At 71.2% G+C, this 20,867-nt stretch carries 19 protein-coding genes; 12 read left to right on the top strand and 7 right to left on the bottom strand.

Annotated features, from left to right (window positions below):
• Position 1: 1 nt before the first annotated feature.
• Entirely contained in the window at positions 2–688 is a 687-nt protein-coding gene (gene rpe / locus PGB34_RS20350; RefSeq protein WP_271429940.1) for a ribulose-phosphate 3-epimerase, read from the bottom strand.
• A 51-nt stretch (positions 689–739) separates the two neighbouring features.
• On the opposite strand from rpe, the gene apaG reads away from it, so the two are divergent.
• The 4 genes from apaG (at position 740) to PGB34_RS20330 (ending at position 5,771) form a co-directional block, all read left to right on the top strand.
• Positions 740–1,156: a Co2+/Mg2+ efflux protein ApaG gene (gene apaG / locus PGB34_RS20345; protein WP_271429939.1), complete on the top strand. Its 417-nt coding sequence runs from the start codon at positions 740–742 to the stop codon at positions 1,154–1,156.
• A 112-nt stretch (positions 1,157–1,268) separates the two neighbouring features.
• A complete protein-coding gene (locus PGB34_RS20340) occupies positions 1,269–3,257 on the top strand; it encodes a site-specific recombinase (protein WP_271429938.1) in 1,989 nt (662 codons plus the stop codon).
• A gap of 43 nt (positions 3,258–3,300) precedes the next feature.
• Positions 3,301–4,572 (top strand): cation:proton antiporter, encoded by a 1,272-nt coding sequence (locus tag PGB34_RS20335; protein ID WP_271429937.1) that lies wholly within the window; start codon positions 3,301–3,303, stop codon positions 4,570–4,572.
• Positions 4,573–4,652: 80 nt separating this feature from the next.
• Positions 4,653–5,771, top strand: a complete 1,119-nt coding sequence (locus PGB34_RS20330; RefSeq protein WP_271430007.1) for a YbdK family carboxylate-amine ligase — start codon at positions 4,653–4,655, stop codon at positions 5,769–5,771.
• A gap of 29 nt (positions 5,772–5,800) precedes the next feature.
• Here PGB34_RS20330 and PGB34_RS20325 read toward each other — a convergent pair whose 3' ends face one another.
• Together PGB34_RS20325 and PGB34_RS20320 are read right to left on the bottom strand one after the other, a co-directional pair.
• A complete protein-coding gene (locus PGB34_RS20325) occupies positions 5,801–8,191 on the bottom strand; it encodes a hypothetical protein (RefSeq protein ID WP_271429936.1) in 2,391 nt (796 codons plus the stop codon).
• Between the two features lie 91 nt (positions 8,192–8,282).
• Positions 8,283–9,413: a helix-turn-helix transcriptional regulator gene (locus tag PGB34_RS20320; protein WP_271429935.1), complete on the bottom strand. Its 1,131-nt coding sequence runs from the start codon at positions 9,411–9,413 to the stop codon at positions 8,283–8,285.
• A gap of 95 nt (positions 9,414–9,508) precedes the next feature.
• Between PGB34_RS20320 and thiL the strand changes: the two genes are divergently transcribed.
• Positions 9,509–10,492 (top strand): thiamine-phosphate kinase, encoded by a 984-nt coding sequence (gene thiL, locus PGB34_RS20315; protein WP_271429934.1) that lies wholly within the window; start codon positions 9,509–9,511, stop codon positions 10,490–10,492.
• Here thiL and PGB34_RS20310 read toward each other — a convergent pair.
• Positions 10,480–11,397, bottom strand: a complete 918-nt coding sequence (locus tag PGB34_RS20310; RefSeq protein ID WP_271429933.1) for a LysR family transcriptional regulator — start codon at positions 11,395–11,397, stop codon at positions 10,480–10,482. The genes thiL and PGB34_RS20310 overlap by 13 nt on opposite strands.
• Before the next feature lie 96 nt (positions 11,398–11,493).
• On the opposite strand from PGB34_RS20310, the gene PGB34_RS20305 reads away from it, so the two are divergent.
• Genes PGB34_RS20305 through PGB34_RS20285 form a run of 5 tightly spaced genes read left to right on the top strand, consistent with a single transcriptional unit; the run spans position 11,494 to position 15,694 of the window.
• A complete protein-coding gene (locus PGB34_RS20305; protein WP_271429932.1) occupies positions 11,494–12,504 on the top strand; it encodes a Bug family tripartite tricarboxylate transporter substrate binding protein in 1,011 nt (336 codons plus the stop codon).
• 11 nt (positions 12,505–12,515) lie between these two features.
• Positions 12,516–14,228 carry an FAD-dependent oxidoreductase gene (locus PGB34_RS20300; RefSeq protein WP_271429931.1) on the top strand — a complete coding sequence of 571 codons (1,713 nt, stop codon included), beginning with the start codon at positions 12,516–12,518 and terminating at the stop codon, positions 14,226–14,228.
• A gap of 24 nt (positions 14,229–14,252) precedes the next feature.
• On the top strand, positions 14,253–14,798 hold the full coding sequence (locus PGB34_RS20295; protein WP_271429930.1) for a phosphatidylglycerophosphatase A family protein: 546 nt from the start codon (positions 14,253–14,255) through the stop codon (positions 14,796–14,798).
• Between the two features lie 11 nt (positions 14,799–14,809).
• A complete protein-coding gene (locus PGB34_RS20290; RefSeq protein WP_271429929.1) occupies positions 14,810–15,346 on the top strand; it encodes a CinA family protein in 537 nt (178 codons plus the stop codon).
• 30 nt (positions 15,347–15,376) lie between these two features.
• The gene (locus tag PGB34_RS20285; protein WP_271429928.1) at positions 15,377–15,694 is read left to right on the top strand and encodes a GNAT family N-acetyltransferase; all 318 of its coding nucleotides are present in this window, start codon (positions 15,377–15,379) and stop codon (positions 15,692–15,694) included.
• 33 nt (positions 15,695–15,727) lie between these two features.
• Here the strand turns inward: PGB34_RS20285 and PGB34_RS20280 are convergent, their stop codons facing one another.
• Positions 15,728–16,528, bottom strand: a complete 801-nt coding sequence (locus PGB34_RS20280) for an SDR family oxidoreductase (RefSeq protein WP_271429927.1) — start codon at positions 16,526–16,528, stop codon at positions 15,728–15,730.
• A 71-nt stretch (positions 16,529–16,599) separates the two neighbouring features.
• Positions 16,600–17,478, bottom strand: a complete 879-nt coding sequence (locus tag PGB34_RS20275; RefSeq protein ID WP_271429926.1) for a class I SAM-dependent methyltransferase — start codon at positions 17,476–17,478, stop codon at positions 16,600–16,602.
• Positions 17,479–17,593: 115 nt separating this feature from the next.
• Between PGB34_RS20275 and PGB34_RS20270 the strand changes: the two genes are divergently transcribed.
• Complete coding sequence (locus PGB34_RS20270) at positions 17,594–18,292, top strand: winged helix-turn-helix transcriptional regulator (RefSeq protein WP_271429925.1); 699 nt, start codon at positions 17,594–17,596, stop codon at positions 18,290–18,292.
• Positions 18,293–18,327: 35 nt separating this feature from the next.
• Here the strand turns inward: PGB34_RS20270 and PGB34_RS20265 are convergent, their stop codons facing one another.
• The gene (locus PGB34_RS20265) at positions 18,328–19,110 is read right to left on the bottom strand and encodes a YecA/YgfB family protein (protein ID WP_271429924.1); all 783 of its coding nucleotides are present in this window, start codon (positions 19,108–19,110) and stop codon (positions 18,328–18,330) included.
• 67 nt (positions 19,111–19,177) lie between these two features.
• Here PGB34_RS20265 and PGB34_RS20260 point away from each other — a divergent pair, with 67 nt between their 5' ends.
• A complete protein-coding gene (locus tag PGB34_RS20260) occupies positions 19,178–20,848 on the top strand; it encodes an FMN-binding glutamate synthase family protein (protein WP_271429923.1) in 1,671 nt (556 codons plus the stop codon).
• Positions 20,849–20,867: the final 19 nt, after the last annotated feature.

The following is a 20,867-nucleotide window of genomic DNA, read 5'->3' as shown; positions in this document are numbered from 1 at the left end:
ATCAGCCCGCCAGCTGCGCGCGCATGGCGCTGATCACGCCCGCGTAATCGGGCGCATTGAAGATCGCGCTGCCGGCCACGAAGGTGTCGGCCCCTGCGGCGGCCACGCGCGCGATGTTCTCGGTCTTGATGCCGCCGTCCACTTCGAGGCGGATGTCGCGTCCGCTCGCCTCGATGCGCTTGCGTGCCTGCTCGATCTTGCGCAGCGCCGAGTCGATGAAGCTCTGGCCGCCGAAGCCGGGGTTCACGCTCATGATCAGGATCAGGTCGATCTCGTCGATCGCCCAGTCCAGCGCTTCGAGCCCCGCGCCGGGGTTGAACACCAGCCCGGCCTTGCAGCCCGCGGCCTTGATGGCCTGGATGCTGCGGTGCGTGTGGGCCGAGGCGTCGGGGTGGAAGCTGATGTAGTCGGCGCCGGCCTTGGCAAAGGCGGCGGCCAGCGCGTCCACCGGCTGGATCATCAGGTGCACGTCGATGGGCACGGCCTGACCAGCGGGCGTCTTGGCATGGGGCTTGAGGGCTTCGCACACCATCGGGCCGAAGGTCAGGTTGGGCACGTAATGGTTGTCCATCACGTCGAAATGGATCCAGTCGGCACCGGCGGCGATCACGTCGCTCACTTCGGCGCCCAGGCGGGCGAAGTCGGCCGACAGGATGGACGGCGCGATGCGGAAGGTGGGGCTGCTCATGGGCGCGGATTCTCGCAGGCAGGCGCGAAGGCGGTTGTTAACATCGCCGCCATGTCCACCCCACCCCTGCGCATCGAGGTCGAACCGCGTTATCTCGCGGACCAGTCCGCGCCCGAGGCGGGCCTGTACACCTTCTCGTACACCATCACCGTGACCAACGTGGCCGCCGTGGCCATGCAGCTGATCGCGCGGCACTGGCTGATCAACGACGCCTCGGGCCATGCGCAGGAGGTCAAGGGCCTGGGCGTGGTGGGGCAGCAGCCGCTGCTGGCACCGGGCGAATCCTTCCGCTACACCAGCGGCTGCCGGCTCAAGGCCGCCAGCGGCACCATGCACGGCAGCTTCTTCGTGGTCAGCGAGCATGGCGAGCGCATCGACGTCGACGTCCCGCTGTTCCTGCTCGAGGCCGAAGCCCTGCACGGCAGCGGCGGCCATGGCGGCGGCAGCAGCCCGCGCGTGCTGCACTGAAAGCCTGAACCCGTTCTGAGGCCCCTGCCGAGGGCCGTGGCCGGCCAGGGGCCTGCCGCCTTGTTCTTCCGGGTCTTTTTCCCGCCCTCTTCTTCAGGAGCCCTGCCGAGCCATGCCCGCCGCCGCGCGCGACCTTTCCAGCCTGCTGAGCCAGATCGACCCCGAGGCCAGCCTGGCCCGGCGCCACCTGTGGCTGATCGGGCTGTTCGACTGGATCCGCGGCGACGGCAAGGCGCCCGAGGCTGCGGCGGGCCGCGTGGAGCTGCTGCTGGACGCGCTGGAAAGCCGCCCCGAGCTGGGCCCGCGCGTGCGCCGCTGGTGGGACCGCTTCACGCGCGAGGTGGACCTCACGGCGCTGCTGGCCGACCACGGCTTCGCGCCGCGCACCGCCTTCGTCAGCGAGCTGGCGCTGCGCCTGCGCCGCAAGCTGCTGCCCGGCACGCCCGAGACGGCCGACGCCAACGAGCTGTTCCGGCTGGTGCTGCCCGGCGAGTTCGACGCGCGCTGGATCGCGCTGCTGCCCGAACGCCAGCTCGCGCGCATCGGCACGCTGCTGCGCGAGCCCGAACCCGCGGCCGGCACGGGCGAGGCCCCGCGCTGGCGCCACATGCTGGTCGATGCGGTGCTCTACTGCACCAGCCAGGTCGCGGCCGCGGGCTTTTCGCCCGAGCTGCGGCTGCGCATGAGCGAGGCCGCGCGCCAGGCCCGCCCCTTCCATGCGCTGATGAACGACCTGGAACGCCTGCACCACGAACTGCTGCGCAGCCCCGTGGACGAGGCCGCGCTGCAGGCCGCCTTCACGGCCTTCAGGGAACGGCTGGAAGCCTGCCGCGCGGCTTCCGCCACGGTGTACGAGCACTTCGAGGACAACGGCATCTCGGTGGGCCTGGTGTTCCGCCTGCGGCAGCTGCGCGAGCGCATCCTGCGCATCCGCGAACTGCTCGATGGCCTGATCGCGCCCCAGCCCGGCCCCAGCGTGGCGCGGCTGATCACGCGGCTGATCGCCGCCGGCGGCGAGCGCCACAGCGTGCGCGCGCTGATCGCCAGCAACTCCTCGCTGCTGGCGGCCAAGGTGGCCGAGCGCAGCGCCGAAACCGGCGAGCACTACATCACCCGCGACCGCGCGGCCTACGGCCGCATGCTGCGCCAGGCCGCGGGCGGCGGCGCCATGACCAGCCTCACGGTGCTGATGAAGTTCGCGCTGCTGGCCTTGGGCCTGTCGGCCTTCTGGGGCGGGCTGGCGGCGGGGCTGATGTACGCGGGCAGCTTCATCGCCATCCAGCTGCTGCACCTGACGCTGGCCACCAAGCAGCCGGCCATGACCGCACCCGCCATGGCGGCCAAGCTGCGCGACCTGCACGATGACGCGGCCATCGAGGACTTCGTCAGCGAAGTGACGCACCTGGTGCGCTCGCAGGTGGCGGCGGTGCTGGGCAACGTGCTGGTGGTGGTGCCCGCGGTGCTGGCGCTGGCCGGGCTGCTGCACCTGACGCTGGGCCGGGCCATGGTCGAGCCGGCCTACGCGCACAAGGTGCTGCACAGCCTGTCGCTGGCCGGCCCCACGGCGCTGTTCGCGGCCTTCACGGGCGTTCTGCTCTTTTCGGCCAGCATCGTCGCGGGCTGGGTCGAAAACGCCTTTGTCCTGCACAGGCTGGACTCCGCGCTGCGTTACAACCCCCGCATCGTGCGCCTGCTGGGGGAGGCACGTGCCGACCGCTGGGCCACTTTCATGCGACAGAACATCTCGGGTTTGAGCTCGAACACGGCGCTGGGCCTGATGCTGGGCCTGGCACCGCCCGTGGCGGCCTTCTTCGGCCTGGGGCTCGATGTGCGCCACGTGACGCTCTCGGCCGGGCAGATCGCCGCCGCGGCGGCCGCGCTGGGGCCGGCTATCCTCCAGAGTCCCGCGCTGTGGTGGGCCCTTGCGGCCATCCCCGTGATCGGCGCGATCAACGTCAGCGTAAGCTTCTACTTCGCCTTCCGGCTCGCGCTGCGCGCCCACAACGTGGGGCAGGTGCAGCGCTCGCGCATCCACGCGGCCATCTGGGCGCGCTGGCGCCACCGGCCGCTGAGCTTCTTCATTCCCTCGCGCGGCATCTAGCGGGCCCCAGACAAGCGCGACAGACCACCACAACCACGCACGCATGCCCTTCCTGCCACCCGAACTCAACGGCTTCTGGGCCGAATGGATCCGCCCCACCGCCGGGCTGCCCACCGTCTGGTGGGCCCTTCTGGTGGCGGTGGCGGCGGCCGTGGGCCACCTGGTGCAGCGCTACATGGGCCTGCCCAAGGTGGTGGGCTATTCGGTGGTGGGCGCGGTGGCGGGGCTGGCGGGTTTCGAGGGCGCGCTGTGGCCGCTGCAGGGCACGGCGCTGTTCCTGCTGGAGCTGGGCGTGGCCATCGTGCTGTTCGAGGCCGGCGGCCGGCTGCCGCTGAACTGGTTCCGCCACAACCCCATGGTGCTGGTGCAGAGCATCGTGGAGGCCACGCTGACCTACTTCGCGGTGTTCTGGACGCTGCACCTGTTCGATGTGCCGCATCCGGTGGCCGCGCCGCTGGCCATCATGGCCGTGGCCGCGGCGCCCGCGGTGCTGATGCGCGTGACCATCGACACCCGCGCCTCGGGCCCCGTGACCGAGCGCGCGCTGGCCCTGTCCACGCTCAACACGCTGTACGCGCTGGTGCTGGGCTACACCCAGGCCAGCTGGATCGAGCGCGGCCCGCAGGGCATCACGCAGACCCTGCATGCCGTGATGGTGGTGCTGGGCCTGTCCTTCGTGGTGGGCGCGCTGATGGCGCTGGCGCTGCGCTCGGCGCTGCGCGTGATGAGCCCGACCAGTGAGAACACCTCCATCCTGCTGCTGGCCATCATCGGCGCCGGGGCGGCCGTCTCCACCTACCTGGGCGGCGCCTCGCCGCTGGCCGCGCTGCTGGGCGGGGTGCTGCTCAAGCTGCTTTCGCCGCGCCCCTGGGCCTGGCCGCGCCAGTTGGGCACGGCGGCCTCGCTGATCACCATGCTGATGTTCGTGCTGGTCTCGATGGTGGCCGCGCAGGCGCCCTGGAACATCCACGTGGCCACCACCGTGCTGGCGCTGGTGGGCGTGCGCGCGGTGGCAAAAATTGCCGGCGTGGCGCTGGCCAGCCCGGGCAGCGGCGCCAGCTGGAAGCAGGCCGTGTGGATGGGCTGCGCGATGGCGCCGCTGTCGTCCATCGCGCTGCTGATCACCTCCAACTTCGTGCTGGCCTCGCCGCTGCTGGGCGCCATGATCACGCAGATCGCGCTGCCCGCGATCCTGCTGATGGAGGTGTTCGGCGCCGTGCTGGCCACCGTGGCCATGTACGGGGCCAGGGAAAGTTCGCGCCCCTGGGCGCCTGAAGCCTTCAAGGCCGCGCCCGCGGAGGACACGACCCGATGAGCACCTCACCCTTTTCCACCGCGCCGCTGCCCGAGGCCGAGCTGCCGCCGGCCGTGCTGAGCCAGGCCGACGCGCGCATGATCCCGCTGGAGCCTTTTTCCAGCTCCAAGGCGCTGTCGCTGGGCGTGGAACTCGAGCTGCAACTGGTCAACACGCACGACTACGACCTCGCACCCTACGCCGAGGACATGCTGCGCGGCATGGCCCAGTTCGACCTGCCCGGCAGCGTGGTGCCCGAGATGACCTCGAGCATGATCGAGATCTCCACCGACGTGTGCCACTCGGCCGAAGAGGTGCTGGCCCAGCTCACGCCGATCCGCGACGCGCTGGTCAGAACCGCCGACAAGCTCAACATCGCGGTGCTGGGCGGCGGCACCCATGCCTTCCAGATGTGGCACGAGCGGCGCATCTACGACAAGCCGCGCTTCCAGGAACTGTCGCAGCTCTACGGCTACCTCTCCAAGCAGTTCACCATCTTCGGCCAGCACGTGCACGTGGGCTGCCCCGACGCCGATTCGGCACTGCTCATGCTGCATCGCATGAGCCGCTACATCCCGCACTTCATCGCGCTGTCGGCCTCCTCGCCCTTCGTGCAGGGCCAGGACACGCAGTTCGATTCGGCGCGGCTGAATTCGGTCTTCGCCTTTCCGCTGTCGGGCCGCGCGCCCTTCACGCTGAGCTGGAAGGAGTTCGGCCACTACTTCGAGCGCATGACGCGCACGGGCGTGGTGCGCAGCATGAAGGACTTCTACTGGGACATCCGGCCCAAGCCCGAGTACGGCACCATCGAGATCCGCGTCTTCGACACGCCGCTGACGGTGGAGCGGGCCGCGGCGCTGGCCGGCTACGTGCAGGCCCTGGCCTCGTACTTCCTGCAGGAGCAGCCCTTCATGCCCAGCGAGGACGACTACCTGGTCTACACCTACAACCGCTTCCAGGCCTGCCGCTTCGGCCTGGAAGCCGTGTACGTGGACCCGGCCACGGGCGACCACCTGCCGCTGCGCGAGCACATCCTGCGCACCATGACCATGCTCGAATCGCACGCCGCCACGCTGAACGCGACGCGCGCCTTCACGCAGCTGCGCACTTCGGTGGAAGCCAGCCAGAACGACGCCCGCTGGCTGCGCGAGCGCCAGGGCCGCGAGCGGCTGCTGGCCGAGGTGGTGCGGCAGGCGGGGCGGCGTTTCAGGGGCCACTGAGGCGCACGCCCCTCAGAACACTCACGGTCTCAGGACGAAGCGGCCGTGCACTGCGGCCACTGCCGCGCCAGCTCCTGCATGACCAGCGCTTCCCAGCGCATCGCCACATAGGCGCACACCGCCGCGGGATGGATGCCTTCGCAGGGCCAGTCCAGCGCCAGTTGCCCCGCATCGGCGGCCCGGATGCTGTTGCCCCCGCCGTCGCTCTGGCGAGCCGTGGTGGCCGCCTCGCGGGCCGATTGTTCGAGCTGCTGAGCCTGCTGCTGAAGCTGCGCCTGCGTCGCGCCCTTGCGTCGCAAGTCGCCCAGCACCTTGGCGGGTTGCAGGTCCAGGATGGCCTGGCGGGCCTCGGCCAGCGCAGGCGCACGGTAGGCGCGCAGTTGCGGGGCCAAATGCGCCATGGTGGCGCTGCAGGCGCCGGGAGCGGCAGGCAGTGCCGCGGAGCGCGCGAGGGCCGGCAAGGGGGTGGCGGCACCCGCCGAGCCTGGTACGGACGCTGCCGTGGCCGGGGTTGCGGCGCGTTCGGATGCTGCGGCCCGGACCCGGGCCGGCGCGGGCCCGGCCGGCAGCGCCAGGCGCTGCAGGCTGCCGTCGGGCATCTGCACGCTGGCCTCGCGCAACTCGACGAAGTCATCGTCCAGCACGCTCAGCAGGCCCTGCACCCGCACCTCTGACAGGCCGTCCAGGCGCCGGGCCTGCGCGGGCGGCATGGGCAGGGTCAGCGCCTGTTCGCGCCAGCTTGCCGTGAAGCGCGCCCGGTCTGCGTCGTAGTCGTGCAGCTTCACGGTCAGCGAATGCGCCCGCGCCAGGGCGGCCACGCGCACGCGATGCTCGGCCGTGGTTTCGTAGCGGTCCTTGCGCATGGCCTTGAGGAAATCGCCCAGGCCCGCGGCAGCCGGTTCTGGCTCGCGCCAGCGCCAGACCTTGTTGCGCCACAGACTGTTGGCGCTGTCATGGCTGTAGTGCAGCAGATGCTCGCCCCAGCGCATGCCAGGCGGCACTTGCGCCACCAGGCGCCCGGCAGACAGGTCGATGAACCAGCCCGGCGTGTCCTCCGACCCCACGCTGAGCAGCACCCGCTCGGGCGCCCCGGGCGTGGCCTGGAAGTGGGGGTAGTAGTTGCCCGGCGTGGCGCCCGCCTTGCGAAAGGGCGTCTCGAGGCTGGCCCGCAACTGCCACTGTGCCCGGTCGAAGATCTGGATGCGGCCACTCTCGTAGTCATGCAAGACGGCGCCTTCCTTGAGCAGCGTGAGCACACCGGGCCCGGTGCCCACGCGCGTCAGGCTGCAGTCCTGCACGTTCAAGCGGGCCGCCGGCTGGCGCACGTAGACCTCGCCCGATTCATCGGCAATGGGCCTGCCAAGAATGTGGCCGGGCAGCTCGCACAGCAGCCGGCCCTGTACCGTGTCCCAGAGCCGGAACCGGTGCGTGCTGCTGTTCCAGTTGCCCACATCGCTGACCGCATAGGGCGTCTGGCCCAGCCAGTGCAGCCCCCGCTGCGCGTACTGGCCCAGGCTGCGGGTGTCGCCGGCGAACTGGTTGGCCACCTGCCCCTGCACATGGCGGGTGAACTGCCCGTCCTGATGCACCAGCACCTCGGTGCGCCCCTGCGCGTCGATGCGCGCGGCACACGCATCCGCCCCGGGCACGCGGATGCGCTCCAGCACCTGGCCCCGGGCGTCGTAGTGGAGCACCTCATCGCAGCGCAGGGGTTCGCGCCCACTCACATGCGAGATGGCGACAGGCCCGGGCTCGACGCGCGGCTGCGGGTAGTAGCCGCCCTTGGCGAAGCGCTGCAGCGTGTTGCCCTGCATGTCGACCAGCTCGCTGCCCTGTTCGTAGTCGTAGATCAGCAGCGCGCTCTCGCCCACGAAGGCCAGCGAGCGCGAGTGCTTGCCGGCCGAGCGACCCAGCGAGCGCTGGCTGCCATCGCGCAGGTTTCGCAGCTCCAGCGTGCCGGCGGCGTTTTCCCACGCCAGCCATTGCCCCTGGGGCGACAGGCTGGCGATGCTGCGGGCGTCCACCACCAGGTCGGGCGGCGGCGGCGGTGCGGCCGGCTCGGGCGCCTCCAGGGCCCGTCGGTGCAGCACGAGGCGCCCGGCCCATTCGGGCGGGGCCTGCATCGCGGCCACGTCGGCCTTGCGGGTCGCCGCATCCTGTTCGGCCTTCTGCTGGCGCTGCAGCGCCGCCGTGCGCTCGCGCTCGGCACGCTCGGCCGCCCGCTGGCGCGCCTCCTGCGCCTCGCGCTGTTCCTCCTGCTGCCGACGAAGCTGGCTCGCACGCTCACCCTGCTCCAGCACCCGGCCTATTTCGCGGATCAGCAGCGTAGGATCGTTGGCCTGCACCGCCGGTGCATGCAAAAGCATCGCAAGCGCGAGCACGGCGGCGCTTGCGCCGGAACAACAGGCAGTACGGGACACGGCTCCTCCTCCAGGGCACGAGGCTCGAGCCTAGACCGCAGCGGCCTTGCTCGCCCATCCCACAAGTGGGGTAGCGCCAGTCCGCCCGTGTTCAGCCCGCCAGGCCGCGCACCAGCGTCACCACTTCGAGCTGGCGCTTGCTGCCGGTCTTGCGCAGCACGTTGCGCAGGTGGGTGCGCGCCGTGTGCCAGCTGGCGCCTTCGATGGCCGCGAAGTCCTTGATGGTGCGGCCCTGCGCCAGGTGCACGGCCAGCCGCGCCTCGGTCGGGGTCAGCCCGAGCAGCGACTCCAGCTGCGCGGCCGACAGCAGATCGGCACCGGCCGGCGGCGCCAGCACCAGCAGCGCCAGCGCCTGCGGCGCGCTGTGCGTGACCGTATGGTCTGCATGCAGGGGCAGCACCGTGAATTTCAGCAGGCCCGCCGCACTGCGCGCCACGAAGCCGCCTGCACGTGCATGCGGCCCGGCCATGGCGCCCGCCAGTTGCGCCAGCCAGGCGGCCTGGGCCTGCGGCTCCCTCATGCACAGGCGCCCATGGCGCACGTCCAGCGCTGCGCCCGATTGCATGCGCACCGCAGCGGCCCGGTTGGCCTGATGCACGCGCGAGCCCGCATCCACCACCCACACCGCATGGCCCAGCGCGTCGAGCGCGGCCATGCCGGCGCTGGCCGCGACTTCGAGCCCGACCAGCCGATGACGCAGCCCCTGGGCCCGCGCCAGGTGCGGCGCCACGCGCTGCGCGAAGCGGCGCGCCTTTTCGTCGAAGGCCGGCGCGCGGTGCTCGCGCAGCGCGGCATAGAAGTTCAGATGCGTGTCTTCGCGCCCCAGCATCATGCCCAGCGTGTGGTACAGGCCCACCGAGGGCAGCCACTGCGCATAGATGGGGTGCCGGCTGCGGGTGCGGGCGTCGAAATGCTCATGGTCGAGCATGAACTGGCCAGGCTGCAGCGCCAGGCCGGCCTGCAGCCGCAAGTCACCGGCCGCGTGGTGTTCGTTGTACTCGCGCGCCTTGGCTTCGGGCGCCTCGTGGCTGACCAGGCTGTTGGTCACGCGCTGGCCCAGCGGGTCGGCCTCCACCCAGTGGAAGAAGGTGGCGTCCACACCGGCCCTGAAGGCGTCGAGGGCCGCGTACCACTGCTCGGAAGAGGTCACGCCCTCATAAGCCTTGGCAATCGCTCCATCGATCACGTCTTCGCCGCGCACCTTCTGGTCCTTCGCAGGCAACCCTGCCCTGGCCAGAATGTTACTGGCCGTTTCCTCGGCGCAGCAAGCCAGGGGATGCGCCAGGCGACGTACCTCGGCTGGCCTATGCTCGGGCCATGGCTTCCTCTTCTTCGGGCGAATTCGACCTGATCGCGCGCTACTTCAGCCGCCCCGTGCGGCGCTCGCCGCTGGGTGGCGGCGACGACTGCGCATTGCTCGCGCCGGCCGCAGGCATGCAGCTTGCCGTGTCTTCAGACATGCTGGTCGAGGGCCGGCATTTTTTGAGCACGGTGGACCCGGCGAGCCTGGGCCACAAGGCGCTCGCAGTGAACCTCAGCGACCTCGCCGCCTGCGGCGCGAAGCCGCTGGCGTTCACGCTCGCGCTGGCGCTGCCGGCCATGGACGGCGACTGGCTGCAGCGCTTCTCGCAGGGGCTCTACGCGCTGGCCGATGCCCATGGCTGCGAGCTCGTGGGCGGCGACACCACGCGCGGGCCGCTGAACATTTGCATCACGGTCTTCGGCGAAGTGCCCGCGGGCCAGGCTCTGTTGCGCAGCGGCGCGCGTGCCGGCGACGAGCTGTGGGTCAGCGGCACGCTGGGCGATGCGCGGCTGGCACTGGAAGTGTTCCGCGGCACGGCCCAGGTGCCGTCCGAAGTCTTTGCCGCGGCCCGTGCGCGCATGGAAGGGCCCACGCCGCGCGTGGCGCTGGGCCTGGCGCTGCGCGGTGTGGCCAGCAGCGCCATCGACCTGAGCGACGGCCTGGCCGGCGACCTGGGCCATGTGCTCAAGGCCAGCGGCGTGGGCGCCACGCTGGACGCCGACGCGGCGGCACAGTGCGTGGCCGCGCGCGCGCAGCAGCCCGCGCTGCTCGATGCCGCGGGCTGGCGCCAACTGGCGCTGGCCGGCGGCGACGATTACGAACTGGCCTTCACCGCGCCGCCCGCTGCGCATGAAGCCGTGCTGGCCGCGGCGCAGGCCAGCGGCACTGCGGCCACGCGCATCGGCCGCATCGAGGCCGAGCCGGGCCTGCGCATCGTCGATGGCCGCGGCCAGGCCATCGCCAACGAACGCTTCGCCTCCTTCGATCACTTCGGCTGAGCGGCCGGCCGCAGCGTACGGGACAGCGTGTCGACAAAGCTCTGCGCGGCCGCCGACAGCGAACGGCCGCGCTTGGTCACCACCATCACGTCGCGCGAGACGCGCGGCGCCGACAGCGGCCGCACCACCAGCGAGGGGTCATTGGCCGCGCGCGCATAGGCCGAAGGCATGAGCGAGGGCCCCATGCCGCTGGCCGTCATCCACAGCGCCGTGGAAAGAAATGACACCTCGTTGACCACCTCCAGCGCCACACCCGCGCGCCCGGCGGTCGCGTCGATCAGCGGCCGGATGCCGTAGCCTGGGCGCACCGTGATCAGCGGCTGCCCGGCCAGGTCGGCCCAGCGCACCGTGCGCCGGACGGCCAGCGCGTGGTCGGCGCGGCACACCACGGCCAGGTGGTCGCGCAGCAGGGTGCGCGTGTCCACCTCGGCGCCCGGGCGCTCGGGCGTGCCGATGCCGAAGTCCGCCTGCTCGCCCAGCACGCGGGCCACGAACTGGTCGGGCGCGCAGTCGTCGATCACCAGCCGCACCTGCGGGTGCTCGTGGCTGAAGCGGCGCACGGCCTCGGGCATGACGAAGCCCGCCAGCGTGGGCGTGATGGCTACGCACACGCGGCCGCGCTCGAGCGCGCCCAGTTCCCTGAAGCCCGTGCTCAGCGCGTCCACGTCGCGCAGGATGCGCTCGGCCATGGGCAGCATGTCCTGTGCCGCCGCGGTGGGCTGCAGCGAGCGCGTGCTGCGGTCGAACAGCCGCGTCTGCAAGCCATCTTCAAGCTGGCGAATCAGCATGCTCACTGCCGACTGCGTGACGAACAGCCGCTGCGCGGCCGCCCCAAGCTTGCGCAGTTGGTGCACGGCGACGAAGGCACGCAACTGGCGGATGGTGGGGCTGAAGTTCGGATTCATCAGGTCATCTGAAATTTGGTTCGCAATATTTTGATTTACGGATGAATGGACGCAACGTCCAATGACGCCCGGAGACACGCAAAAAGGAAGATCCGAATGAGCCACAAGAGCACCTGGGCCCGTGCGGCCCGCTGGGCACTGCTGCCGGCCGCCTTCATGGCGGCCATGGCCGCGGCCCAGGCACCAGCCAACCCCAGCCGCCAGGCCGGCTACCCCGACAAGCCCGTGCGCATGGTCGTGACCTTCCCGCCCGGCGGCAGCGCCGACGCAGTGGTGCGCATGATCACGCCGCGCCTGAACGAGAGCCTGGGCCAGCCCGTGGTGGTGGACAACCGCCCCGGCGCCGGCGGCAACGTGGGCCTGGGCATGGTGGCCAAGGCACCGGGCGACGGCTACACGCTGGGCGTGGGCGCGGCCGGCGCGCTGGCGGCCAACAGCAGCCTCTATGCCGACATGCCCTTCGACCCGCTCAAGGACTTTGCGCCCGTGGGCATGCTGGCGGCCATCCCGTTTGTGATCGTGGGCCACCCGAGCCTCCAGGCGCGCACGCTGCAGGAGCTGATCGCGCTGGCCAGGCGCACGAGCGGCAACCTGTCGATCGCGCATGGCGGCAACGGCACGGCCATGCACCTGTCGGCGGCGCTGTTCGAGCAGATGGCCAACATCAAGCTGGTGGGCGTGCCCTACAAGGGCTCGGGGCCGGCCGCGCTGGCGGTGCTGGCCAACCAGGTGCCGCTGGCCGTGGTGGACCTGCCGGCTTCGCTGCAGCAGATCAAGGCTGGCAAGCTGGTGGCTTATGCCGTGACCAGCGCGCAGCGGCTGCCCATGCTGCCCGATGTGCCCACGGCCTCCGAGGCGGGGCTCGACGGCTATGACGCGGTGGGCTGGTTCGGCGTGGTGGCGCCGGCCGGCACGCCGCCGGCCATCGTCACGCGCCTGAATGCCGGCATCGGCCAGGCCTTGAAGGACCCGCAGATCCAGACGGCCATGCGCAACCTGGGCGTGGAGCCGGCGCCCGGCAGCCCCGACCAGTTCTCGCGCTACATCCACACCGAAACGCGCAAGTGGGGCCAGGTCATCCGCAGCGCCAACATCAAGATCGACTGACTTTTTCGCCCATGACTTCCAGCCAAGCAGCAACGGCCCTTGAGGCCGACGTGATCATCGTGGGCGCGGGCCCGGTGGGCCTGACCCTGGCCATGGACCTGGCCTCGCGCGGGGTGCGCGTGCTGATCGCAGAGACGCGCGAGTACGCGCAGCCGCCCAGCGTCAAGTGCAACCATGTGTCGGCGCGCACGATGGAGCAGTTCCGCCGCCTGGGCGTGGCGCAGAAGCTGCGCGACGCCGGCCTGCCCGAGGACTATCCGAACGACGTGGTGTTCCGCACCCGCATGACGGGCACCGAGCTCACGCGCATTCCCATTCCGAGCCGGCGCGAACGCTACACGCGCACCGACGGTCCCGACGGCTGGTGGCCCACGCCCGAGCCGCCGCACCGCATCAACCAGATCTACCTGGAGCCGATCCTGCTGGAACACACGGCGGCCCTGCCGGGCGTGACGCTGCTCAACCGCACGCAGGTCACCGAGTTCACGCAAGACAAGCACGGCGTGCAGGCGCAGGCGCTGGACCTGGACGGCGGCGCCACGCGCACCCTGCGTGCGCGCTACCTGGTCGGCTGCGACGGCGGCAGCTCGGGCGTGCGCAAGGCCATGGGCGCCCGGCTCGAAGGCACGCCGGTGATCCAGCGCGTGCAGTCCACCTACATCCGCGCGCCCGAACTGGGTGCGCGGGTTGCGGGCCAACCGGCCTGGTGCTGCTACGCCGTCAACCCCGACCGCTGCGGCACGGTGTTCGCCATCGACGGCCACAGCACCTGGCTGGTCCACAACCACCTGAACGCCGAGGAGCCCGAGTTCGACTCGGTGGACCGCGACCGCGCGATCCGCGACATCCTGGGCGTGGGCGAAGACTTCCACTACGAAGTCATCAGCAAGGAGGACTGGGTGGGCCGGCGCCTGGTGGCCACGCGCTTTCGCGAAGGCCGGGTCTTCATCGCGGGCGATGCCGCGCACCTGTGGGTGCCCTATGCGGGCTACGGCATGAACGCCGGCATTGCCGACGCGCTGAACCTGTCCTGGCTGCTGGGCGCCTGCATCCAGGGCTGGGGTTCGCCGGCCATGCTCGACGCCTACGAAGCCGAGCGCCAGCCCATCACCGAGCAGGTGTCGAACTTCGCGATGGACCATGCGCAGAAGATGATCCGCGCGCGCCGCGCGGTGCCGCCCGACATCGAGGCCGAAGGTGCCCAAGGCGAGGCCCTGCGCGCCGAAGTCGGCCGCGAGGCCTATGACCTGAACGTGCAGCAGTTCTGCTGCGCGGGCCTGAACTTCGGCTACTACTACGCGGGCTCGCCGCTGATCACGCACGAGGCCGAAGCCCCGCCGCCCTACACGATGGGCGACTTCACGCCCTCCACCGTGCCGGGCTGCCGCGCGCCGCACCTCTGGCTGGCCGATGGCCGCTCGCTGTATGACGCCTTCGGCCCGGGCTACACCCTGCTGCGCTGCGATGCCTCGGTGCCGGTCGGCGCGCTGGTCGATGCGGCCGAGGCCGCCGGCATGCCGCTGGCGGTGGTGGACCTGGCCGATGCGCGCGACGCGCTGCCCGAGGCCTACACGCATGCGCTGACGCTGTGCCGCGCCGACCAGCATGTGGCCTGGCGCGGCGCGCGACTGCCGACCGATGCGCAGGCGCTGGTGGCCCGGCTGTGCGGCCGCGCGGCCCGCATGCCCGAGCCGATACCATCCGAGGCTTGCGCCGCGGGCTGACCGCCCCTTGCGGCGCCCTGCCGCATGACGACCGACGCCGCCTCCATCCCCGCTCCCGCGCGCCGCCCCAACGCGCGCTTCCTGCTTTCGCACCCGGCCCACTTCATCGCGCTGGGCGCGGGCACGGGCCTGTCGCCCATCGCGCCCGGCACCGCGGGCACGCTGTGGGCCTGGGTGGCGTTCCTGGTGCTGCAGCAGTGGCTGTCGCCGGCCGCGCTGGGCTGGTTGATCGTGGCCGGCCTGCCCATCGGCTGGTGGGCCTGCAGCGTGACGGCGCGGCACATGAACGTGGCCGACCCGGGCGCCATCGTCTGGGACGAGGTCATCGCCTTCTGGCTGGTGCTGTGGCTGCTGCTGCCGGCCGGCTTCGTGGCGCAGGTGCTGGCCTTCGCGCTGTTCCGCTTCTTCGATGCCGCCAAGCCCGGCCCCGTGGGCTGGGCCGACCAGCGCTTCAAGCCCATGCCCGGCCAGCCGCGCTGGTGGCGCGCGGGCTGGGGCATCCTCTTCGATGACCTGGTGGCCGCGTTCTGCACGCTGCTGGTCATTGCGCTGTTCACGCGCTTCTGGTGAGGCCTTTGCCCATGTCTTCTTCTTCCGCGAGCTTCGACGCCGCCGCCGACGACACCCGCGACGTGCCCGGCCTAGTGGCCCGCGCGGCGCAACTGCTGCAGTCGCGCGGCTGGATGCTGGCCACGGCCGAAAGCTGCACCGGCGGCCTGATCGCCGGCGCCTGCACCGACCTGGCGGGGTCCAGCGCCTGGTTCGAGCGCGGCTTCGTCAGCTATTCGAACGAGGCCAAGACCGAGCTGCTGGGCGTGGACGCGGCGCTGATCGCGGCCCATGGCGCCGTGAGCGAGCCGGTGGCCCATGCCATGGCCGGCGGCGCGGTGGCCCGCTCACGCGCGCAGGTGGCGATCGCGGTGACGGGCGTGGCCGGCCCCACGGGCGGCTCGCCCGACAAACCCGTGGGCACCGTGTGGTTTGGCTGGCAGCTCGATGGCCGGGTGCGCACCGAACGGCGCCGCTTTGACGGCGATCGCGCCGCGGTGCGTGCGGCCACGGTGGAACATGCCATCGCAACGCTGGTACAACTGCTGCAGGCGACCGCCTTGCGCTGAGCGCATGCGCGCGCGCCCCGGAGACCGACGATGACCGATATTCCCGCCCTGCACTTTTCGAACAACGTGGCCGAGCACCGCTACGAAGCCCGTCATGGCGACACGCTGGCGGCCTATGTGGAGTACAGCCAGTTGGCCAACGGCGTGCTGTTCAGCCACACCGAAGTCCTGCCCGAATACGAGGGCCGGGGCGTGGGCTCGGCCATCGCGCGCCATGTGCTGGACAGCGCGCGCGCCGACGGCCAATTCGTGATCCCCGCCTGCCAGTTCATCGCAGGCTACATCCGCAAGCACCGCGAGTACGTGGACCTGGTGCAGCCGCAGGTGCAGCAGGCCTTCAAGATTTGACACGCAGCGCGCGCCGCGCGCTGCGGTTCTTCTTCAGACCACCGTCGGCACCATCGCCCCGTCCATGGCGATGACGGCACCGGTGATGTAGCTCGCGCGTGCCGAGGCGAGGAACAGCACCGCATCGGCGATCTCGCGCGGCTGCGCCACGCGGCCCAGCGGCTGGCGGCGGTTGGCGCGCGCCAGCGCCTCCTCGGGGCTGATGCCCAGCAGTTGCGCCTCGGCCTTGGCGCCTTCGTGCAGCCGCTCGGTGGCAACCGGGCCGGGGTTGACCACGTTCACGCGCACGCCGCGGGCCGCATAGGCATTGGCCAGCCCCGTGCTCGCCAGCATCAGCGCCGCATTGGCCGCGCCGCCCGCCAGGTGCGTGGGGCTGGCCACCTTGCCGCCGGCGCCCACCACGTTGACGATCACGCCCGTGCCACGCGCAGCCATGCGCTTGACCAGCGGGTCCATGACGTGGACGTAGGTGAAGTACTTGGCCTGCATGGCCGCATGCCATTTGTCGGCCGTCAGCTCGTCGGGCGGCGTGCGCCGGGCGGCGCCGGCCGAGTTCACGAGCACATCGACCGGCCCGTGCGCCTGCTCGATGCGATCGAGCGCCGCGAGCGTCGCCCGCGGGTCGGCCAGGTCGACCGCGAAGGTGGCGATCAGGCTGTGGGCATCGGCCCGCGCATCCGCCAGACCGAGCGCCGCCTGTGCCAGCGCGTCGGGATTGCGCGCCACCAGGCTGACCCGGGCGCCCTCCTGCAGGAAGCCGCGGGCACAGGCCAGGCCGATGCCCCTGCTGCCGCCGGTGATGAGAACGTGTTTGCCTGCGAGTTCGAGGTCCATGCGCGCATTGGGGCGCAAGGCTGCAGCGGTGTCAAACGGGGGGCGCAATGCCCCCACCGCCGCGCGAGCGCCTACGCCTGCGCCACGCGCCCCACGCCGACCAGCATCTCGCAGGGGCCGACGAAGCCGTCGCGGGTCTCGAAGGCGCGCAGGGCCTCTTCGATGTCCTGCCAGACCTTTTCCTTTTCAGCCGCGTCGAGCTTGACCATCATCTGGTGCAGGGCGCCGAAGGACTCCCGCTCGAAGCGCACGCATTCGGCCGCCGAGGGCAGCTTCACGGGCGACGGCACCCGGCGCACCTCGATCTCGCGCAGGCCGGCCTTCGCGAAGACCGCTTCGAGCACACCGTCGGCGCCCAGCGAGAAGGGACTGGGCTGCCCGGGCAGCGGGGCCGGCAGCTGCGCGCGCTCCCGGATGATCTTGACCGGGATCGAGAAGAAGCCGTTCCTGTCGGGCGTCGAATAGACGACGGCGGCGACCCTGCCACCGGGCTTGAGGGCGCGGCAGATGCCGGCCAGCGCGCGCTGCTGGTCGGGAAAGTAGATCAGGCCGACGCGGCTGATGGCGGCGTCGAAGCTTGCGGGTGGCAGCACCTGCAGCGCCTCGCCATCGAGTTCGCGGGTCTGCAGGTTCGACAGGCCGGCCTGCCGGGCGTCGGCCATGGCGCGTTCGAGCAGGGCCGGCGCGATGTCGGTCGCCAGCACATGGCCGCCAGGGCCCACGCGCCGCGCCGCCGAGATCGACTGCTCGCCCGCGCCCGCCGCCACGTCGAGCACGCGGCTGCCGGGGCCGATGTGGGCCAGGTCGAACATGGTCTCGGTGGCTTCGCCGAGCCAGCTGCCGATGAAGCCGCCCCAGCGGTGCCATGCGTCGGCGGCGGCCTGCCATTGGGCGCGGGTGGTGGTTTTGTAGGCGGCCGCGTCGAATGCGGCATTGACGGCGGTGTCCATGGTGAGCCTCCAGCTCTGGGTTGGGATGGACACAGCATCGTTGCGTGCCGCCGCGGCTTCCAGTCCAGAATTTGTACTGGTTCCGGCTGCGCGAAGCGGTTAGGCTGGCGCCACCATGATCGATTACGGCCAGTTCTGTACCGTGGCCCGCGGCGCCGAGGTGCTGTGCGAGCGCTGGACGCCGCTGGTGGTGCGCGAGCTGATGTGCGGCAGCACCCAGTTCAACGAGATCCGGCGCGGCGTGCCGCGCATGTCCGCGTCCTTGCTCGCGCAGCGGCTGCGCAAGCTGGAGGAGGTGGGCGTGGTCAAGCGCGTGCAGGGCCAGGGCACTTCCGCCCAGTACCACCTGACCGGTGCCGGCGAGGAGCTTCGGCCGATCGTGATGGCGCTGGGCCACTGGGGCGCGCGCTGGATCGGCAGCCGCCTCAAGCGCGGTCAGCTCGACGTCGGCTTCCTGATGTGGGACATACGCCGCTTCATGCGGCTGGACGAATGCCCGGCCGGGCGCTGCATCGTGATCCACTTCCTCTTCACCGATGCGGCCGAAGGCGAGCGGCGCTGGTGGCTGCTGGTGGACCAGGGCCACGCCAACCTGTGCCGCGACGATCCGGGCACGGACGTCACGCTGATCGTCGAGTCTTCGGTGCTGGCGCTGACCGAGATCTGGACGGGCGACTGCGATGCGCAGGAGATGCTGCGCGAGCGCAAGCTGCGGGTGATCGGCCCCGCGCGCGAGGCCCGGGACCTGTGGCGCTGGCTGGGCCGCAGCGCCTTCGCCGAAACCCGTGCCTCGGCGCGCGCGGCCGCGCACTGAGAACGCAGGGACGTTCTCAGGCCGTGTTCACGGTCTCAGGCCCCGTGGCACTTCTTGTATTTCTTGCCGCTGCCGCAATGGCAGGGGTCGTTGCGGCCGGGCTCCTCGGCCTTGCGCAGGGCCTGCACGCGCGGGCCCAGGCTGCGCCAGAGCTGACGCAGGTCGTACACGGCCCAGATGGCCTCGCCGAAGTCGTTCAGGCGCTGTTCGCTCACGGTGGGCGGGCCTTCCTCGTCGTACATCGACAGCGCGGGCGGCTCGGTGTCGTCGCCGGCCAGCACCTCGATGGCTTCCAGGCCGTCGGCCAGCATCTCGGCCACTTCCTTGTCGCGCGGCGGCGCCCAGTCCTCGGACCAGTTCTCGACCGCGGACAGAAAACCCAGCGCCCACACCTGCGCGAAGGACGGCAGGTCGCCGTCGCCCGTGAGCGCCTTCTCGCGCTCTTCCTCGGGCAGGGCCGCGATGGCGCCGCGCAGGTCCAGGCATTCGGGCTGGAAGCAGCGCTCGTCGTCCAGCGATTCGACCTTCTGCGCATCGAGCGCGGTCTGGATCTCGGCCCAGCGGCGCTTCCAGCGCCAGACGAATTCCATGTGCCGGGCCGGCGCGAAGTCGGGGCCGAACAGGGCCGGCCAGTACTCTTCGGGCGCGACCTCGCGGCGCGTGCAGATCAGGGCCGTCATGAAGCCCTCGCAGAACTCCCACTGCGGCACGTCCTCGTCATGCTCGCGCATCGCGTCCAGCGCATCGTCGAGGGCGTCGAAGTCTTCCGGCGTCAGGGCGTCGGTGGGAGGGGTGGGGTTCTCGGGCGTGCTTGTCATGGTGGGCGCTATTGTCCGCCCTATCATCGCCTCGGCCGCGCCTGCGGCGCCTCATGAGCCTGACACGATGACGCCCTCCCCGCTGCGCCCGTTCGTCTCCCGCTACACCGCTTTCGGCCTGTGCGTGGCGGGCCTCGCGGTGTGCCTGGCGGTGGCGCTGCGCCACCCCCACCTGTGGGGCGCCTGGCTGGGCGTGGTGGGGTTCGCCGTGCTCACGGGCACCGGCGTGCACGACCTGCGCCAGACCCGCCACGCCATCCTGCGCAACTACCCGGTCATCGGCCACCTGCGCTTCCTGCTGGAGTTCATCCGGCCCGAGATGCGGCAGTACTTCATCGAAAGCGACACCGAAGCCGCGCCCTTCTCGCGCGCGCAGCGCTCGCTTGTCTATCAGCGGGCCAAGGGCGATCCCGACAGCCGCCCCTTCGGCACGCAGCTCAACGTCGGGCAGGCCGGCTACGAGTGGATCAATCATTCGCTGCAGCCCTCGCGCATTCCCAGCCACGACTTCCGCATCACCATCGGCGCCGACTGCGCCCAGCCCTACAGCGCCAGCGTGTTCAACATCTCGGCCATGAGCTTCGGCGCGCTGTCGGCCAACGCCGTGCTGGCGCTGAACCTGGGCGCCAGGCTGGGCCAGTTCGCGCACGACACGGGCGAGGGCTCGATCAGCCGCTACCACCGCGAGCATGGCGGCGATCTGATCTGGGAGATCGGCTCGGGCTACTTCGGCTGCCGCGACGAGCGCGGCCGCTTCGACGAGGCGCGCTTCATCGCCAACGCGCGCGAGCCGCAGGTCAAGATGATCGAGATCAAGCTCTCCCAGGGTGCCAAGCCCGGCCATGGCGGCGTGCTGCCCGGCCCCAAGGTGACGCCCGAGATCTCGGCCGCGCGCGGCGTGCCCGTGGGCGTGGACTGCATCTCGCCGGCCTCGCACAGCGCTTTCTCCACGCCGCTGGAGATGATGCATTTCATCGCCCGGCTGCGCGAGCTTTCGGGCGGCAAGCCGGTGGGCTTCAAGCTGTGCATCGGCCACCCGTGGGAATGGTTCGCGCTGGTCAAGGCCATGCTCGAGAGCGGCATCACGCCCGATTTCATCGTGGTCGACGGGGCCGAGGGCGGCACCGGCGCGGCGCCCGTGGAATTCATCGACCACGTGGGCGTGCCGCTGCAGGAAGGGCTGGGGCTGGTGCACAACACGCTGGTGGGCGTGAACCTGCGCGCACGCGTGAAGATCGGCTGCGCGGGCAAGGTGATCACGGCCTTCGACGTGGCGCGCATGATGGCGCTGGGCGCCGACTGGTGCAATTCGGCGCGCGGCTTCATGATGGCCCTGGGCTGCATCCAGGCCCAGAGCTGCCACACGGGCCACTGCCCCACGGGCGTGACCACGCAGGACCCGGTGCGCCAGCAGGCGCTGGTGGTGCCCGACAAGGCCAGCCGCGTCCACAACTTCCATCGCAGCACGCTGCATGCGCTGCAGGAGCTGGTGCAGGCCGCGGGCCTGGACCATCCGAGCAGCATCACGGCCCACCACATCGTGCGACGCATCTCCGACACCGAAGTGCGCCTGCTCTCGCACCTGGTGATGCAGGTCCAGCCCGGCGCGCTGCTGGGCGCCCTGGACGCGCAGCACAACGTGTTCCGCAGCTACTGGCCGCTGGCCAGCGCGCACAGCTTCCAGGTGCAGCCGGCCGCCCCCTCGGCGACCTCCGCCCTGCACGCCGTGGCCGCCTGAGGCGGCGGCGCGCGCGCCG

It is taken from the genome of Xenophilus arseniciresistens (assembly GCF_028023875.1).
GTDB lineage: Bacteria > Pseudomonadota > Gammaproteobacteria > Burkholderiales > Burkholderiaceae_C > Xenophilus > Xenophilus arseniciresistens.
The sequence above is the reverse complement of the archived record's forward strand: the minus strand, read 5'-3'. Positions and strand labels throughout refer to the sequence as shown.